The organism is Streptomyces deccanensis, from assembly GCF_022385335.1.
GTDB lineage: Bacteria > Actinomycetota > Actinomycetes > Streptomycetales > Streptomycetaceae > Streptomyces > Streptomyces deccanensis.
The window spans coordinates 1,301,571-1,319,057 of record NZ_CP092431.1 but is presented as its reverse complement, the minus strand read 5'-3'; the positions used below and the strand labels follow the sequence as shown (position 1 = coordinate 1,319,057).

Here is a 17,487-nt window from a genome sequence, read left to right as displayed (position 1 = left end):
TTCGCAACAGACCCTAGTCGCCCGACGGTGCCGTCAGGGTCACGCCCAGGCCGACCGGGGTGCCGAAGTTCGGGGTGCCGTCGGCGTTCCAGGTGAACTTCTGTGCCCGGGTGGACCGGTTCATGTCGCAGCCTCCGGAGGCGGAGTTGTTGGCGTGGTAGACCATCCAGTCCTCGGTCCCGTCGGGCGACTTGAAGAAACCGTTGTGGCCGGGCCCGTAGACCCCGTTGGCGTTGGACCGCTGGAACACCGGGTTGGGGGACTTGACCCAGGAGGACGCGTTCAGCGGGTCGCCGCCGTTGTACGTGAGCATGCCCAGCTTGTAGTCGGGTGTGGAGCAGTGGCTGGCCGAGTAGACGATGAAGGTCCTGCCGCCCCGCTGCAACACCTCGGCGCCCTCGTTGACCGCGCCGCCCACCGTCTCCCAGCTGTACGTCGGCGTGGACAGCACCCGGCGGGTGCCGCTCGTGGTCCACGGGTTCGACAGGGGCCGGATGAACATGGGCTGCGAGCCGTTGTAGTAGGTGCCCAACAGGTACAGCTTCCCGTCGAGTCGCAGGATCCCGGGGTCCAGCTCCCACGTGTTGTCCTGGGTCGGGTCGAGCAGGTCGGCCTTGAAGCTGTAGGGGCCCATCGGGTCCAGCCCGGCGCTCTCCAGGACGTGGATCCGCTGGGTGCCCAGGTCGAACGGCTCCCGGCCGGCCGTGTAGTAGAAGTACCAGCGCTTGCCGTTCGGCCCGTCGAGGAGATGGAACTCCGGTGCCCACATCGTGCCGGCCCCGTTGGGCCGGCTCAGATTGAAGATCACCTGCTCCGTCGCGGTGGAGAGCCCGGCCAGCGTGCTCGACCTGCGCATGGTGATCGTCGAGTTCCAGGTCGTGGTGGCGAGGTAGTAGAAGCCGTCGTGGTACGTCAGCCACGGGTCGGGACCGCGCGGGACCAGCGGGTTGGTGAACGTCTTCGGCGCGGTGCCGCCGCCGGTGAAGCCGGGCAGCCGCCACACCCTGCCGCTCGCCGTGGCGCACGGCAGCTGCACCAGGTCGGTGTCGGAGGCCGACGAACCACCGCTCGGCGTGACGCACTTGCCCGAGCCCACGGAGACCACGTTGAAGGTCTTGTCCGTGCCGGAGACCGACACGGGGGTGAGCCGCCACTGCTGGTTGGTCGCGCCGTGACAGGGCCACTGGATGATCGCGGCGTTGTCCGCCGTGGAGGCGCCGTACACATCGACGCACTGCCCGGACCGGGTGGCGATCGTGTAGACATCGGCCGTTCCCGTGACCGGGGTGAAGGAGAGGCTCTGGTTGTCCGCCCCGCCGGCGCAGGCGGAGGCCCGCAGCTGTGTCCCGTTGGTGGTCGAACTGCCTGGCAGGTCGAGGCAGTTGCCGCCGTTCTGGTTCACCCCGGTCGAGGTGAAGGAGACGGCGGCGGCCGCGGGCTGCGGCACCACCAGGAAGGCGACCGCCAGCGCGACCGACGCGATCAGTGCGAAGAGGGATCGGGAACGGGTCACGGTCCGTACACCTTTGCTTCGAGGAGGCCGACGGAGTTGGTGCCGTTGCCGGTGAGCAGCACCCGCAGCCGGGTGGTGCTCACGGCGTCGAAGGAGACGGTGTTGTACTGGTTCTTCGCCAGCCCGTACGTCCCGGCGCCCGGCACATCCACATACGCGCCGCCGTTCCAGTACTGGAGCTTCCACGAGGCGGGCATGTCGATGCCCTGGTCGTCGTCGAAGAAGTACACCTCCGCCCTGTTCAGGGTCTTCGCCGACGGCCAGGTCAGCTCGGCCCACTGCTGTCCCGTCTCCGGCCAGGTCCCCCAGCGCGGGTTCACGGTGTCGTTGGACGACGGCGGGTCGATCCCGTCGTTGACGGCGGTGACGCTCTCCCAGGGCGAGGTGTACGACGCCGACGCCGTGGCCGAGGCCGCCTGGTTGGCCGGTGGCTGGACCCCGCCCCGGTTGAACACCTTGACCTCGGTGAGCCCCGTCTTCGCGCCGGAGGCGTTGGTGGCGAGGACCCGGACCCGCTGGGCGCTGACCCCCGGGAACTGCACCCGGTTGTAGTTGGCGCGCGGCGCCGTCGGGCTCTTCGTCTGCTCGGGGACGCCCACCCACGAACTGCCGTTGTGGTACTGGATCGTGTACGAGGAAGGAGCCCGGTATGTCGTGTTCGCCGGGCGGCTGTCCTTGAAGTGCAGGCGGACCTCGTTGAACGTGCGGGTGGTGCCGAAGTTCAGCTCGTACCAGTCCTGGCTGTTGGCGGAGCCGCCCGCACCCCAGAAGGGCTCGTTGGTGGGGTAGCCGTCGATCGCGCCGGCGACCGTGCTGCCCGAGCCGGTGTGGGACGCGGTGGCGGTCGCGCCGGCGGCCAGGTTGGTGAGGTCGGCGGTCAGGTCGACGCCCGCCTTGGCGAGCATGTCGACCATCTGCGGGCTGTTCTGCACGACCTGGTTCGGCGCCTTCAGCCCGGACTTGGCGGTGTGATGGGTGACCGTGCCGCCGGTGGTGACGTCGCCGGTGGCCGGGTCCCAGGTCAGGGGCACCAGCGAGTCGACCGTGGCGACCCGGTCGCCGTTGACGTAGACCGAGTAGCCCTCGGGGATGCCGGGGTAGCGCACCACGCCGTCGGCCGGGTCGTCCCAGACGATGGACAGATCGGCGCCCCGGTAGCGGAGGTTGTTGACGGTGAAGTGGCTCCAGCCGATGTCGATCGGGGACAGCTCCACCTTGGCGTCGTTGCGCGGCCGCAGCCCGGCGACGTCCTCGATGACGGTCCAGTTGCTGCTGCCGAGGATGTTGTGGTGGATCCAGGAGCGGTAGTTGATGGAGCTGCCGTTCCAGTCCGCCCAGAACTCGTTGGCGTCGGGCCACTGGGTGTTGCCGCCGACGTACTGTGCCCAGGTGTTCCAGTACAGGAGCTTCTTGTAGTCGGTCGCGCTCATCCAGGAGTTGGGGTAGTCGCGCAGCACCGACGAGTACAGCCGGAACTGCACGGTCGAGTTGATCGTGGAGAAGTTGTTCGAGCCCGGCTCCCCGGCGTCCGCCGCCGCCTTCTTGTCGACCTGGTTGGCCGTGTAGAAGGGGAAGATGGGGTACTGCGCCGGGTCGTCGTAGAGCCGTAGCGCCTGCCGGTACGTCGCGGTGTTGGGGACCGCGCCGACGGAGAACGGGTAGTAGTTGTTGATCTCCTTCCAGGGCACCCACTCGTTCGTCGACTTGAGCCGGTGCTCGAACAGCTGCCGGTTCGGGTTCCACAGCACGTTCACGATCGCGTCCTTGATCTGGTTCGCGAGCGTGCGCATCTCGGTGGCCTTGGCCGTGTTCCCGATCGACTCGTACGCCTGGGCGGCGGCGAGCGCGCCGCTGTACTGGTAGGCGGACTCGGCGCGGTCCATGTTTCCGGGTTTCCAGTGGAAGGAGACGGCGTCGGCGTCGTTGCCGGTCAGGGCGCCCCAGTCGTACTCGATGAGCTTGTTGTCGTCATGGTCGTAGTGCGCGAGCTGCCCCTTCACGTCGCCCTCGGCGTACCGGGCGAGGCTGCCGGCGATGGCGGGCTGCCCGCCGTGTATCTGGTAGCTCTTCCACGCGGCCTCGGCGATGTACTGCGTGTAGCTGTTGGACCAGTTCTCCGGATCGCCGGGATTGTCGAGGAAGCGGCCGCCCTTCGACGTCTGGCCCACGCTCAGCCAGTCCCCGTACGCATAGGCGGGGTTGCGCAGGTACTTGAGGTCGTCGATGTGCATCGGCTGGGTGAGCGCGATGGCGTTGTTGTAGCCGAGGACGCCCTCGGTCGAGGTCGGGAACTGGAAGGTCTGCCCGGGGATGTCCGCGTCGAGGCTGTTGAAGCGCATCAGCCACCAGCGGTAGTAGATGTTCTTCTTGATCGCCGGCTCGGGCACGTCGATGTAGGGCACGTTCTGCGCCCACCACAGGTTGTAGGCCTTGACGTGGGTGGCGAACGCGGTCGCGGGCGAGTACCCGGCGTAGGCGTTGTACTCGGTCAGCGACTGCGGTATCTCGTCGGTGACGAAGCCCATCACCACCTTGGCGGTCACCGTGGCCCCGGCGGCGATCGTCACCGACCGGTTCAGGCCCGCGTTGGATACGGCGAATCCGTCGCCGGTGAGGCGCGGGCGGAGAGTGGTCAGGTTGTTGTGGGCGTTGACCTGGCCGGTCAGCTCGCTGCCGCTGCCGGAGGTGGTGTACGGCGAGGTCGCCCGGAGCTGGAGCGTCGTCGACGCCGAACCGTTGTTCCTGATGGACAGGTTGGTCACGGCGACGTTGTTGTCGGTGATGAACTTCGTCTGGTCGACGGTGATCGAGCCGTTGGTGTGGACGCTCTTCCAGTGGCTGGGGGTCTGCCGCCGCTGGGCGACCTGCTCCGTGAAGGTGCCCGGGGTGATCGCCACGGTGTAGGCGTTGTTGTCGCTGATGCTCTCCCAGTAGGCGGACTTGCCGCCGAAACCGAGCTGGGCGGGGTTGTGCTCCTTCATGAAGAGGGCCCGGCCTCGGCTCATCAGCCAGGGCCCGGCCGGGTCGTTGCCGGAGCGGGCGAGCAACCGGTCCATCCAGAAGTCGGTGCCCGAACTCTCCGCGTCGTAGACCGCCTTCATCATGTCGCCGGGGGTGTGGGCGACCGGTGGGGCCGGGATCGCGGGCCCGCCGAAGGTGGGGAACCCGATGGTCTGCGCCGCCGCGGCCGGGGGAGCGGCGACGACGGAACATGCGCTGAGGGCCAGGGCCGCGAGGAGACACCTCGTGCGCCGGCGTCGTACCAGGAGGACGTGCGGTCTTCTCATCGACAGGCTCCCTGTCCCGTTGACGACACGTGCGCGTGAACCGGGGAGTGCGGAAAATCGACCTGAAAGGTTTTCGCAACGTAGGAGCGGGCTGTTGAAGTGTCAAGGGAGGTGGGAGAGAGGCGAGTTCACGGGGCGGGCGGTTCAGGACACGCAGCTGTCACCCGCGTCCCTGTTCCCTGCTGCGGAAACCCTTTTCGGTCCCGGTTCAGTGGCGTGGTGACCGGCGGACCGTCAGGACGGCCACGTCGTCGTGCCGTCCGCCGCTGCCCGCGTACGCGCGGGCGTCCTCGTACAGGGCTCGGGGCAGCTCGGTGGGGGAGACGTCGAGGTGCTCGGAGAGGCGTTCGTCGACCGGGTAGAACGTGCCGTCGGCGGCCCGGGTCTCGGTGAGGCCGTCGGTGCTCAGCAGCAGCGTCGCGCCCTCCGGGAAAGCGAACCAGCCCACGATCGTGGGTTCGAGGGCCAGTTCGGCGAGGCCGAGCGGGACCCCGGAGTCCAGTGCGGCTGTCGTGACCGTGCCCTCGTGCAGCACGTGCGGCGGGACGTGCCCGCAGTTGACGGCCTGCACCTCCTCGCCGTGCGCGTCGATGCCGACCACCAGGGCGGTGACGAAGCGCTCGTCGTCGCCGGTGTTCTCGGCGTAGGAGTTGTGCCGGACGACCGCCGCGTCGAGGGCGTCGACCAGGGCGGTGAGCGTGGGCTCGCGGTGGGCGGCCTCGCGGAAGGTGCCGATGACGGCGAACGCGGCGCCCACGGCGGCCAGTCCCTTGCCCTGGACGTCCCCGATCAGCACCCGCGTCCCCCAGGGCGAGGCGACGACGTCGTAGATGTCCCCGCCGACCAGCCGGTCCTCCTGAAGGGGCTCGTAGACGCCGTTGACCAGGACGTCGTCGGTGAGCAGCGGGAGCGGGTGCAGGATGTGCCGTTGCATGGCCACGGCCGTGGAACGCAGCCGGAACATCTCGTGCTCGCGCCGGATCCGCCGGTGGCAGGCGTACACCGACGCCGTGCCCAGGGCGAGGGTGAGCAGCACCAGGAGGAGCCGGTCGAGCCACCGGTCGGCGTCGACGTTGCGCACCACCGCCGTGGTGGTGACCACGAGCGTGGTCCACGCGGCGACGAACGCCGTCTGCCGGACCGTGCACAGTGCCGACGCCGTGCCCGGCAGGAACACCAGCAGCCCCAGCAGCCACACCTCGGACCCGGACAGCACCCCGAGCGCCTCCACCGCGGCGGTGACCGCCAGCACACCGAGGACCATCTCGGCGTTGCGCGGCGGCTCGATGGCCTCGAAGGCGTCGACGGGCTCGACAGGTCTCTTCCGGCGGCTACCGGCCATGCGGACTCCCGGGCAGATCGTGATCTCCCCGTACGGTAAGCCGGGTCCTCCCACGGGCGGGAACCGCCCCGCCGAAGCGGCCGGAGCCGGGGATCGACAGGGACCGTCGGCCCGGCCCCGGCACCCGCCGGGCGTCCACCGGCGAGCACCGGGCCGACCTCGTCGAGGGAAACCGAGGCGGCGACGAGCGGACGGGGGTCGATCGCGCCGGAGGCGTACGCGCGGATCGCCCACGGCGACGGACTGGCCGGCTCCAGCATCACCTACGGCGTCGGCGCCCACACCGACCGGGAGTGGATCGAGGCCGTCGTGGGTGCCATGCGCGATGCCGCCCGGGACGGGGCGGCGCCGGCAGCTCGGCGGGGTGGACGAACACGACGGCCGCGCGGTCGTCGAGGACGCGCCACAGCGGGTCCTGCCCCGGCGCGCCGAGGTAGGTGCCCCGGTTGTTGGCCGGCAGCGTGACCCCGTCGGCAGCCAGTTCGTCCAGCGCGCGGACGGCCTCGGCGGCGGAGGCGGCCGGATCGGGTATCGGCAGGGTGGCGAAGGAGCCGAAACGGCCCGGATGGTCGGCGGCCAGGGACGCGCCGTGGTCGTTGAGGCGCCGGGCGAGGGCGAGTGCCTCCCCCGGGTCGGCGAGGAACCCCGTGCCGGGGGTGGAGACGGACAGGACGGCCTGGTCGGTGCCGAGCAGGGCCATCAGCTCCAGGGCGCTCTCGGGGCTCCAGTCCGGCAGCGCCCGCCCACCCGCCTCCGCGATGCCCGCCTTGGTGAGGAGGTCCCGGTAGAAGGGCGGCACGGCGTGCTGATGGACATCGATCCGACCGGCGATGTGGGTCATGACTGCCTCCTGTGCGAGCCGCTACAGCAGTGGTGGTGGGAAGGTCACCGACGCGTCGGTGACCCCTCCGCGGCTGCGCGGCGCGCGGGGCCGGGGGAACGCTGGGATCCTGTACGGGGACCAGGAGCGCTGCTCGATGTCCGACGACGATGGTGGTGAAGCCATGGTGAGGTCCGGGGAGAGAGTCGCGGGGTCGGCCGTCCCCGGTGCCGATCCCCAGGGCGACCCGTTCCTGCCCACCCGGCTCGCCGTACCGGCCCGGCCCGCCACGTTCCTGCGGCGCCGGCGTCTGCTCGACCACCTCGACCAGGCCCTGGACACGCCGTTGACCGTGGTCAACGGAGCCGCCGGCGCCGGCAAGACGCTGCTGGTCGCCGACTGGGCGTCGCGGCGGGACCGGCCGGTCGCCTGGCTCACCACCGAGGCCGGCGACCAGGGCCCCGGCATGTTCTGGGCCTACCTCCTCCAGGCCCTGCGCGCCGCCGACGTGCCCCTGCCGCCCGGGATCGGCTGCCCGGCCGACGCCGGCCGCGTGGACCGCACCCTGCTGACCCGGCTCGCCACCGAACTGGGCGCCCTGGAACGGCCCGTGATCGTGGTGCTCGACGAGTACGACCGGGTCACCGACCCGGAGATCGCGGACCAACTGGAGTTCGTCCTGCACCACGCCGCGTCCGGTGTCCGCCTGATCCTCGTCACCCGCACCGAACCCCTGCTGCCGCTGCACCGCCACCGGACCGCCGGCGACATCACGGAGATCAGGAACGCCGAGCTCGCCTTCACCCCCGAGGAGGCGGCCGTCCTGCTGGACCTGCACGGCCTACGGCTCCCGGTGCCCGTCGCGCAAGCGCTGGTCGAGCGCACCCGGGGGTGGGCGGCCGGTCTGCGGCTGTGCGCCCTGGCCGCGCGCGAGACCCCGGACCCGGAGACGTATCTCAAACGGTTCGAGGCCGAACGCACGGCGGTCGCCGACTTCCTCCTCGCGGAGGTCCTGGAACGCCAGACCCCCGAGACACAGGACCTCCTCCTGCGGGTCAGCGTCCTGGAACGGTTCCGCCCCGAACTGGCCGACGCCCTCACCGGACGCGCCGACGCCGAGGCCATCCTGACCGCCCTGCACCGGGGGAACGCGTTCGTCGAGGACCTCGGGCACGCCTGGTACCGCCTGCACCCCCTCTTCGGGGAGATCCTCCGCGCCCATCTGCGGATGCGCCGCCCCGGCCTGGAACCCGAACTCCACCGCCGCGCCGCACAGTGGCTGCGCCGCTCGGGAATGCTCGCGGAGGCGCTCGGCCACGGCGCCGCCGCCGGCGACTGGGAGTTCACCGCCGGCGCCCTCGTCGACGACCTCGCCATCGGCCAGCTCTTCACCGGCCTGCGCTCCGACGACCTCACCGACCTGTTCTCCCGGATGGACCCCGAGGCCACCAGCCCCGCCACGGACCTCGTACGGGCGGCCCGTGAGCTCTCCCGCTGCGAACTCGACCGGGGCCTGACCCATCTGCGGCACGCGGAGCGGAGCCTGGCGGGGGAGGAGGACCGGGCCGAGGCCCGGGACGAACCAGGCCCGGCGGCGGCCCGGCTGAGCGCTCTGCTGCTGGAGACGCTGGCGGCCCGGCTGACCGGCTCGCCGGACCGGGCGGAACAGGCCGCCGGAACCGCCGAGCGGCTGCGCGACCAGGTCCCCGCCGACCTCCTGGACCGGCACCCCGAACTCACCGCCCTGCTCCTGGCCCATCTGGGCTCCACCCGGCTGTGGGCCGGGCACCTGGAGGAGGCGCGTGCCGCCCTGTCCCTGGTCGCCGAGGGCACCGAGGGCGTGTCGACCGCGCTCCCCCGCGAGGACTCCCTCGGCCGACTGGCCCTCATCGACTACCTCGACGGCTGGCTCGGCAGGGCCGAACGCAAGGCCACGGCGGCGCTGACCGTCTCCGAGCGGTACAGCCTGCCGCAGCCCTCCGGCTTCGGTGTCGCACGCCTGGTCCTCGCGGCCGTGGCCGTCGACCGGGGCGAGCTGCGGCTGGCCCGCGCCCACCTCGACGCGGCGGCCGAGGCCCGGCCCGCGATGCGGGACCCGGTGACCGAGGCCGGCCGGGCCCTCGCCACGGCCCGGCTGCTGCTGGCCCGCGGCGACACCAGAGCCGCCCTGGCGGCGGCCGAACCGGGCGTGACCGCCGATGTCGCCTCGCCCTGGGCGCAGGGCCACACGGCCCTGGTCGCCTCCGCCGCCCACCTGGCCCGGGGCCGCCCCGAGGCCGCCGCCGAACTGCTGCACGCCGTGCCCGGTCACCAGCCGGTCTGCGCGGTGGGCGAGGCACGCGCCCGCCTGGCCGCGGGCACACCCCTCGCGGCGCTCGAACTGCTGGACGGGCTGCGCCCCGAGAGCCCCACCGGTCCCGCGGTGACCGTACGGGCCCTGCTGGTCCGTGCGGAGGCCGCGCACGCGATGGGCGACCCGGCCGCCGTGCGCAGGCTCGTCGCCCAGGCGCTGCACGAGGCCCGGCGCGAGCGGCTGCGCCGGCCCTTCGCCGAGGCCGGCGGATGGCTCCGACCCGTGCTCGACACCGCCCCGCTGCGGGGCCTCGCGGCCGGCTGGCTCACCCCCGAACCCGCCGGGCCGCCCGCGCGCACCGGGCCGTCCCGGCCCGAGGACCGGCCGCCGGTGGTGGAGGAGCTGAGCGGCCGCGAACGCGATGTGCTGCGGCGTCTGGACCGGATGATGTCCACCGAGGAGATCGCCGCCGATCTGTGCCTGTCGGTCAACACCGTCAAGACCCACCTCAAGAGCGTCTTCCGCAAGCTCGCGGTCAACCGGCGCAACGACGCCGTACGCCGTGCCCGCGAGCTGCGTCTGCTCTGACGCCCCTGGGTGGTGTGGCGCTTCCTGGGTCAGCCGCTCGTGGCGGACAGGTTCCTCGCGGTGTCCCGGACGGTCGGGTGGCGGTACAGCTCGCGCAGCCGCAGGGCCGGCAGGCCGTGCGCACGCAGGGCCGCGCCGATGCGGACGGCGAACAGGGAGTTGCCGCCCAGTTCGAAGAAGTCGTCGTCCAGGCCGACGGGCCTGCCGAGGACCTCGCTCCAGATCTCCCGCAGCCGACCGGTGAGGTCATCGTCCGTGTCTCCCGTGTCTCCCGTGTCCTTCGTCCCGGGCCCGGTGTCCCGCGCGGGCGCGACGGCGGCCACCGGCGCCGGGAGCCGTGCCGTGTCGAGCTTTCCGTTGGCCGTCAGCGGCAGCGCGTCCACGGCGGTGACCGTGGCGGGCAGCATGTGGTCGGGCAGGACGCCCGCCGCCCGCTCGCGGACCGTCGACGTGCTGCCGCCGTTGAGGACCACATAGGCGTCGATCCCGGCGGTGGCGGCGTCGGCCGGGTCGTCCCGGCGTACCACGACGGCCGCGGCCCGCACGTCCGGGTTTTCCAGCAGGACCGAGCGGATCTCGTCGAGTTCGATCCGGAAACCGCGGATCTTGACCTGGCTGTCGATCCTGCCCAGGTGTTCGAGCCGCCCGTCCGGCCGCAGACGGCCCAGGTCCCCGCTGCGGTACATCGTCCCGCCGGTGAACGGGTCCGCCACGAAGCGCCGGGCGGTCAGGTCCTCCTGGCCCAGGTAGCCGAGGGCGACACCGGCGCCGCCGACGCAGATCTCACCGGCCACGCCCGGCGGCAGCAACCGGCCCGCCTCGTCGGTCACGTACAGGTGCCAGCCGGGCAGCGCGCGCCCCACGGACCGGCTGCCGGCGAGGGCCAGCCGCCGGGTGAGGGTCTGCTGGGTGACATGGACCGTCGTCTCGGTGATGCCGAACATGTTCACCATCCGGCAGACCGACTCGGGGTGCCGGTCGAACCAGGGCAGCAGCATGCGCGCGTCGAGCGGCTCACCGCCGAACACCACCAGCCTGACGTCTACGTGGGCGTGGTCCACGTCCAGCAGTTGGGCGAACGCCGACGGGGTCTGGCTGAGCACGGTCACCCGCTCCGACACCAGCAGGTCGCGGAAGCTGTCCGGTTCCCGGGAGACGAAGTACGGCACCACGACCAGCCGTCCCCCGGTCAGCAGGCAGCCCCAGATCTCCCACACGGAGAAGTCGAAGGCGCTGGAGTGGAACCAGGTCCACACGTCGTCGGACCCGAACCCGTACTCGTCGCGGGTCGCGTCGATCAGGGCGAGCACGTTCCGGTGCGGCACCTCGACGCCCTTGGGGCGGCCGGTGGAACCCGAGGTGTAGATGACATAGGCGGCGGCGTCGGGGTCGACGGCGGGCAGAGGAGTGGAGTCCCCGGGCCCGTCCTCCGCGGCGCACAGGTCGTCCGGTGTCACGGCCGCGCAGCCCGGCACGTCCGGGAACTCGGGCAACCGGCTGATCACCACGCCCAGGCCCGCGTCCCGCGCGGTGTGGGCGATGCGGTCCGCCGGGTAGGCGGGGTCGACGGGCACGTAGGCCGCGCCGGCCTTCAGCACGGCGAGCAGGGCGACCACGAGCTCGGCGGTGCGCTCCAGGCACACGCCGACCCGGTCCCCGGAGGTGACGCCGTGGGCGCGCAGACCGTGGGCCAGGAGGGCGGACCGTTCGTCGAGTTCGCGATAGGTCAGTTCGGCGTCGGCGTCGGTCACCGCGACACGGTCGGGCGTCGCCGCCGCGATCCGCGCGAACGCCTCGGGCACGCCGACCGGGGTGGTGACCAGCGGGCGGGGCGGTCGGCCGAGTGCGGCGACCCGGTCGCGTTCGGCGTCGTCCAGCAGGTCGACGTCACCGACACCGGTCCCCGGCGCGGCCAGGAGACACTGGTGCACCCGTACGAGGTGCCGGGTGAACTGGGTGGCTATCTCCGTGGAGACGCGCGTGCCGAGATGGTCGCAGCGCAGCCGCCAGCCGTCGGCGTCCCTGAAGACCGACAGGGTGAGCGGGAACGGCGGCGCCAGACAGGGCACGTACGTGCCGGGCACCTCCGCCTCGTCGAACAGCAGACCGACGAGTGCGGGCCCGTCAGCGGAGGACGGCTTCAGCTCACCGAGCGTGGGGGCGTCCTCGACGGTGAAGGAGCCGTGGTCCGTGCCGATGACGGGCGTGCCATCGGGGTCGTAGCGCCGCAGGGTGACGGCGAGGGCGGCGAGCCAGCTCGCCTCATCGCCCCCGTCGCCGAGGGCGAAGTGGTGCGGGGCTGCGGGGCCGCCGTCCGCCAGTCCCCAGGCGGGCGCGGGGGCAGAAGCGGTCGCAGAAGCGGTCGCTGAGGGGGGAACGGGAACGAGTGTGGTCGCGGGAACGGGGGGCTCGGAGCGGGCGGTTCGAGGTTCGAGCGGGTCGCCTGCCGCCAGCCGGCCCAGGGCCGTACGGTCCCACCCGTCGCGTGGGGCCACGACGACCAGATCGCAGGGGCCGTCGGTGTAGCGCAGCAGGACCCTGCGCGGTGCGTCGGCCGGGCGGGCGAGTTCGGCGTGGCGGAGGCGCTCGGCGCGCGGGTCGGCCGCCGGCAGGGGCACGTCCTCGATCCACACCCCGGGAAGGGCCGCGAGGTCGGGGGAGCGGTCCGAGCGGACGCGCACCGCGTGGCAGCGGGCCGCGGAGGGGAGGGAGCCTGACACGGGTGGGTACTCCTTGTCGTTCGGGGAGGGCGGACGGCTTGCGGGCGGTCAGCGGGCGCTGAATCCGCCGTCCACGGTCAGGACCGAGCCGGTGACCTGCCGGGACTCGTCCGAGGCGAGGAAGAGCACCGCCGACGCGACGTCCTCGGGCTCGATCAGCGCGTTCATCGGCTGTGCCTCGACGAAGGTCTTCTCGTGCTCGTCCACCGGCACGTCGAGCGCCCGGGCGATCTCGCCGAGCATGCGGCCCTCGACCTTCGCGTCGTCGCGCACCGACCCCGGGCAGACCGCGTTCACCCGTACCTTCGACGGCGCGTAGTCGAGCGCGGCGGCCTTGGTCAGCCCGACGACGGCGTGCTTGGCGGCGACGTATCCGGCGAAGTGGCGGTAGCCGACGAGCCCGGCCGTGGAGGCGACGTTGACGATGCTCCCGGCCCGGCGGGCGGTCATCGCCTTGCCGACCTCGCGGATCACCCGCCAGGCTCCGGAGAGGTCCACGTCGATCATCAGGGACCACTCCTCCTCGTCGATCTCATGCACGGGCTTGCCCGAGGGCGCCGCGATGCCCGCGTTGTTCACGACGACGTCGATCCGTCCGAACCGGTCCTCGGCCCGGGTCACCGCCTCCCGTACGGCGCGCAGGTCACGGATGTCGGTCTCGACGGTGAGGACGGCGGCGCCCGCCTCCCGGCACAGCGCGGCGGTGTGCTCCAACTGCCCGGGTGTGCCCAGCGGATAGGGCACCCCGGGCAGATCGGCGCAGAGGTCCAGCAGGGTGAGGTCGGCGCCCTCGGCGGCACAGGCGAGGGCGGTCGCCCTGCCGAGTCCGCGGGCGGCGCCGGTGACGAGGACGGACTTGCCGTGCAGGCGCATCGAGAACTCCTAGAGAAAACAGGCACGTTGGGTGGGGAGGAAGCGGGACGCGTGGCGGCTACAGCACCGTCGAGACGATCAGCCGGACCAGCGCGGGGGCGGCGTCGGTGAGGTACATATGGCCCCCGGGGACCTCGACGTGCTCGAAGTCGCGGCCGGCCACCTTGCTCCACGACTCGGCGTCGTCGTAGCCGACCAGGTCGTCGTCCTCGCCCCGGACCACCGTGAGGGGCGCCTGCAGCGGAAGGCCGGTGGAAGGGGTGTAGTTCTCGTGCATCTCGACGTCCGCGCGCAGCGCGGGCAGGATCATCTCGCGCATCTCCGGGTCGTCCAGCGCGGGATGGTGGTAGCCGGCGAAGTCGCCGACCCGGGCGAGGAACTCCTCGTCGGACAGGCCGGTGGCCCGCCGCTCGCGCCCCCGGGCCGGTTCCGGCGAGCCGCTGACGAAGACGTGGAGCAGCTCGACACCCGGCTCGTCGACCAGCCGGTGGGCGAGTTCGAAGGCGAGCACGGCACCGAGGCTGTGTCCGAAGACGGCGACCCGATGCCCACCGATCTCGCCGAGCTCTTCCCTCAGCTGCGCCAGGAGCCCGTCGACGGCCCGGTGCGCGTCCCGGTACGGGTCCTCGTCGATCAGCCGCTCACGACCGGGCAGTTGCAGGGGCACGATCTCCAGCGCGTCCCCGGCGAGGGCCTTCCAGGGCCGGTAGAACGAGGCGCCCGCCCCGGCGTACGGCAGGCAGATCAGCTTGGTCGTGTCATGCGTGGTCATGGGTGTGGTTCTCTCCTCGGGAGTTCTGGGCGTCCTGTGCGTCCTGGGCGTCCTGCGCGTCGTAGGGCCCTCGCGTGCGGGGGCCTTCGGGGGCGCGGGTGGTCGTGAGCAGGCCGGCGAGTTCCGCCGCCTCGACGGCGATCCGCAGCGCGTCGGCGGCGCGGTCCGGCCCGGGGAGCCCGGGGCCCACCGGCATCAGATTGAGCGTCGTGGCGCCGGCCTCGGCGAACGCCGTCATCCGCTCGGCGATGCGCTCGCGGGGCCCGAGCAGCGAGGTGGCGTCGAGGAATTCCAGCGGTACGGCGGCCATGGCGCCGGGGTAGTCGCCGGCCAGGAACCTCTCCTGGACGGCACGCGCCCCGTCCCCGAAGCCCATGCGCTCGGCCAGCCGGGTGTAGTGGTTGTCCTCCCGCCCGCCCATGCCGCCGAGGTACAGCGCGGCGTACCCCCTTACCCGGCGGGCGCAGGTCCGCCAGTCGGGGCCGGTCACCAGGGGCACCCCGGGCGCGATGTCGAAGCCGTCGAGGGTGCGCCCCGACGCCGCGAGGCCGGCCTCGAGCGGCTTGAGCTGCTGGGCGGCGTGGTCGGGGGAGAAGAACACCGGGAGCCATCCGTCGGCGATCTCCCCGGTCAGCTCCAGGTTCCTGGGCCCCAGGGCGGCGAGGTAGACCGGGATCCGCTCGCGCGGCGGCCGGATGGTCAGGGCGAGCGCCTTGCCGGGGCCGTCCGGCAGCGGCAGCGTGAAGTGGCGGCCCTCGTGGGCGAGGGGTTCCCGGCGCAGCGCCTGGCGTACGAGGCCCACGTATTCGCGGGTACGGCCCAGTGGCGAGGCGAACCTGACGCCGTGCCAGCCCTCCGAGACCTGCGGGCCGGACACCCCGAGCCCGAGCCTGAGCCGTCCGCCGGACAGGGTGTCGAGGGTGGCGGCGGTCATCGCCGTCATCGCGGGCGAGCGGGCGGGGATCTGCAGGACCGCGCTGCCGACGTCGACGCGGGAGGTGCGGGCGGCGATCCAGGACATGACGGTGACGGCGTCGGAGCCATAGGCCTCCGAGACCCACACCGCCGAATAGCCGAGGTCCTCGGCCAGGGAGGCGAGGGAGAGGTTGGAGGCGTCGTTGCCGCCGACCCAGTAGCCGAGATTGAGGCCGAGGCGGAGGGCGGGGACGGGCATGGGGGCTCCTGTGAGGGGCGTACGAGGAGCGCGGTCGCGGTCGTTGTTGCGGGGCGCGGTCTCGTGCGCGGTGGTGACGGCGCGGTCGTGCTCGGTGGTGGGGCGCGGTCGCGGTCAGCGGCTCGTGCGGGTGCGGTAGCGCCAGGTCGACAGGGTGATGAAGACGGCGACGAGCAGCACCGAGCAGCCCGCCGTATAGAGCTCGGGGTGCTGGGCGGGCCAGTCGTGCGGTACGTGGAAACCCGGTGGGGGAGTGTTGCCGAACAGTCGGCGCAGGGCGCCCGCGAGCGAGGTGATCGGGTTCCAGGCGGCCACGGTGGACAGCGGTCCCGGGAGGGTCGAGCCGGAGACGAACCCGGAGGAGATGAACGTCGCCGGGAACAGCCAGATCAGCCCGAGACTGCCGGCCACCTGGGCGTTCGGTGCGACGAGGGCGACGAACACGCCGACCCACGACATCGCGAAGGAGAACAGCAGCACCAGCAGGACCCCGGCGGCGACCGCGACGGGCCCGGTGTGCGCGCGCCAGCCCATCAGCAGGCCGCAGGTGGTGGTGACGGCGACGCTCGCCAGGCAGGTGACGAGGTCGGACGTGGTCCGGCCCAGCAGCAAAGCCACCCGGGAGATCGGCAGCGCGCGGAAGCGGTCGACCATCCCCTGCTCCAGGTCCCTGGAGAGTCCGACGGTGGTGAAGGTGGTGGTGAAGGCCACCGTCTGCGCGATCAGACCGCCCATCATGTAGGAGCGGTACGCCGGGCCGCCGAGGCTGTTGCCGAAGACGTAGCCGATGAGCAGGGCGTACACGACCGGCTCGACCAGGCAGGAGATGAGCAGGCCCGGGGAGCGCCGCAGGTGCAGCAGATTGCGCAGGGCGAGGTCGGCGCTCTCCGCGACGACGCGGAGCACGGGGATCCGGCGGGCCGCGGTCCGGCGGATCGCGGGAGGCCGGCCCGTGGGAAGGCCGCTCGCGGGAAGGGGGCTCGCGGGAGGCCGGCTCCCGGTGCCGGTGCCGGTGCCGGTGCCGCTGGCGTTGGTGGCCGGTTCCGGGGCGCGATCGGTCCTGCGCGCAAGAGCGTCCGGGGGGCCGCCGGTGTCCGGGGCGCGTACGGGGGCGTTCATCGGGCGGCCCCCCGTCCGGCGTGGCCGGTCAGGGCGAGGAACACGTCGTCGAGGGTGCAGCGGCTGAGGCCGATCTCCAGCACCTCGACGTCCTCGCTCTCCAGCGCGGCGAGGGCGCGGCCGAGCGCGGCCCGCCCGTCGGTGGCGGCCGCCTCCACGCGCCGGGCGCGGCGGTCCACGGTCGGGGCCGTGCCGGTGGCCTGCCCGGCGGCGCGGGCGGCGGCGTCGAGCTGGTGATCCTCGGCGACGTGGACGACCAGCCGGTTCCCGGCGGTCGCCTTGAGCGCGTCGCTGGTGCCTTCGGCGACCACCTGTCCCCGGTCGATCACGGTGATCCGGTCGGCGAGGCGGTCCGCCTCCTCCAGGTACTGGGTCGTCAGCAGGATCGTCGTGCCGCCCGCCACGAGTTCACCGACCGCCTCCCAGGTGTCCAGCCTGCTCTCGGGGTCGAGGCCCGTGGTGGGCTCGTCCAGCACGACCAGGGGCGGGGAGCCGACCAGGGCGGCGGCCAGATCGAGCCGCCGGCGCATCCCGCCCGAGTAGGTGCCGGCCGGGCGCCCCGCCACATCGGTGAGCCGGAACCGGGACAGCAGATCGTCGGCGACACGGCGGGCCGTACGGCGCCCGACCCCGCGCAGTTTCGCGAGGAGATACAGATTCTCGAAACCGGTGAGCAGCCCGTCGACCGTCGAATACTGGCCGGCCATTCCCATGGTCGAGCGCACTTTCTCCGGTTCTTCCGACACATTCCAGCCGTTCACGAGAACTCGTCCGTGATCCGGCCTGAGAAGCGTCGTCAGAATCTTCACCAGAGTGGTCTTACCTGCTCCGTTCGGTCCCAGCAGGCCCATGACCTCACCGGTTCTCACCTCCAGCTCGACTCCGCGTAACGCATGGTTCGCCCGATATTTCTTGTGGAGGTCGTCGATGACGATGGCCGACCTGGTTGACGCATGCACGGAACCGTTCTACGCCCCTCCCCGACC

At 72.3% G+C, this 17,487-nt stretch carries 10 protein-coding genes and 3 pseudogenes; 2 read left to right on the top strand and 11 right to left on the bottom strand.

What is annotated here, in order from left to right; all coding sequences use genetic code 11:
* Positions 1 to 13 precede the first annotated feature (13 nt).
* The 4 genes and pseudogenes from L3078_RS05940 to L3078_RS05925 all read right to left on the bottom strand — a co-directional run.
* Positions 14 to 1,513 carry a family 43 glycosylhydrolase gene (locus tag L3078_RS05940; RefSeq protein ID WP_239751535.1) on the bottom strand — a complete coding sequence of 500 codons (1,500 nt, stop codon included), beginning with the start codon at positions 1,511 to 1,513 and terminating at the stop codon, positions 14 to 16.
* Positions 1,510 to 4,800 carry a discoidin domain-containing protein gene (locus L3078_RS05935; RefSeq protein ID WP_239751532.1) on the bottom strand — a complete coding sequence of 1,097 codons (3,291 nt, stop codon included), beginning with the start codon at positions 4,798 to 4,800 and terminating at the stop codon, positions 1,510 to 1,512. Before L3078_RS05935 ends, L3078_RS05940 begins: the two co-directional genes overlap by 4 nt.
* 208 nt (positions 4,801 to 5,008) lie before the next feature.
* Positions 5,009 to 6,142, bottom strand: coding sequence for a PP2C family protein-serine/threonine phosphatase (locus L3078_RS05930; RefSeq protein ID WP_239751530.1), 1,134 nt, complete (start codon positions 6,140 to 6,142; stop codon positions 5,009 to 5,011).
* An 86-nt stretch (positions 6,143 to 6,228) separates the two neighbouring features.
* Positions 6,229 to 6,369: pseudogene (locus tag L3078_RS05925) on the bottom strand (alcohol dehydrogenase); the annotation flags it as partial.
* Here L3078_RS05925 and L3078_RS44905 point away from each other — a divergent pair.
* A pseudogene (locus tag L3078_RS44905) lies at positions 6,368 to 6,472 on the top strand (4-hydroxy-2-oxovalerate aldolase); the annotation flags it as partial. The pseudogenes L3078_RS05925 and L3078_RS44905 sit on opposite strands and share 2 nt — an antisense overlap.
* Positions 6,473 to 6,500: 28 nt before the next feature.
* On the opposite strand, the pseudogene L3078_RS05920 reads toward L3078_RS44905, so the two are convergent.
* A pseudogene (locus L3078_RS05920) lies at positions 6,501 to 6,983 on the bottom strand (amidohydrolase family protein); the annotation flags it as partial.
* A gap of 163 nt (positions 6,984 to 7,146) precedes the next feature.
* Here L3078_RS05920 and L3078_RS05915 point away from each other — a divergent pair.
* Complete coding sequence (locus L3078_RS05915; RefSeq protein WP_239760229.1) at positions 7,147 to 9,843, top strand: winged helix-turn-helix domain-containing protein; 2,697 nt, start codon at positions 7,147 to 7,149, stop codon at positions 9,841 to 9,843.
* A 29-nt stretch (positions 9,844 to 9,872) separates the two neighbouring features.
* Here the strand turns inward: L3078_RS05915 and L3078_RS05910 are convergent, their stop codons facing one another.
* From L3078_RS05910 to L3078_RS05885, 6 genes are all read right to left on the bottom strand, one after another.
* Positions 9,873 to 12,563, bottom strand: coding sequence for a non-ribosomal peptide synthetase (locus L3078_RS05910; RefSeq protein WP_239751528.1), 2,691 nt, complete (start codon positions 12,561 to 12,563; stop codon positions 9,873 to 9,875).
* A 48-nt stretch (positions 12,564 to 12,611) separates the two neighbouring features.
* Complete coding sequence (locus L3078_RS05905) at positions 12,612 to 13,436, bottom strand: SDR family oxidoreductase (protein WP_239751526.1); 825 nt, start codon at positions 13,434 to 13,436, stop codon at positions 12,612 to 12,614.
* 58 nt (positions 13,437 to 13,494) lie between these two features.
* Positions 13,495 to 14,208, bottom strand: a complete 714-nt coding sequence (locus L3078_RS05900; RefSeq protein ID WP_239751524.1) for a thioesterase II family protein — start codon at positions 14,206 to 14,208, stop codon at positions 13,495 to 13,497.
* Positions 14,195 to 15,382, bottom strand: coding sequence for an LLM class F420-dependent oxidoreductase (locus L3078_RS05895; RefSeq protein WP_239751522.1), 1,188 nt, complete (start codon positions 15,380 to 15,382; stop codon positions 14,195 to 14,197). Before L3078_RS05895 ends, L3078_RS05900 begins: the two co-directional genes overlap by 14 nt.
* A gap of 114 nt (positions 15,383 to 15,496) precedes the next feature.
* Entirely contained in the window at positions 15,497 to 16,501 is a 1,005-nt protein-coding gene (locus tag L3078_RS05890; RefSeq protein ID WP_239751520.1) for an ABC transporter permease, read from the bottom strand.
* Complete coding sequence (locus L3078_RS05885; RefSeq protein WP_239760228.1) at positions 16,498 to 17,352, bottom strand: ABC transporter ATP-binding protein; 855 nt, start codon at positions 17,350 to 17,352, stop codon at positions 16,498 to 16,500. Before L3078_RS05885 ends, L3078_RS05890 begins: the two co-directional genes overlap by 4 nt.
* Between the last annotated feature and the right edge of the window lie 135 nt (positions 17,353 to 17,487).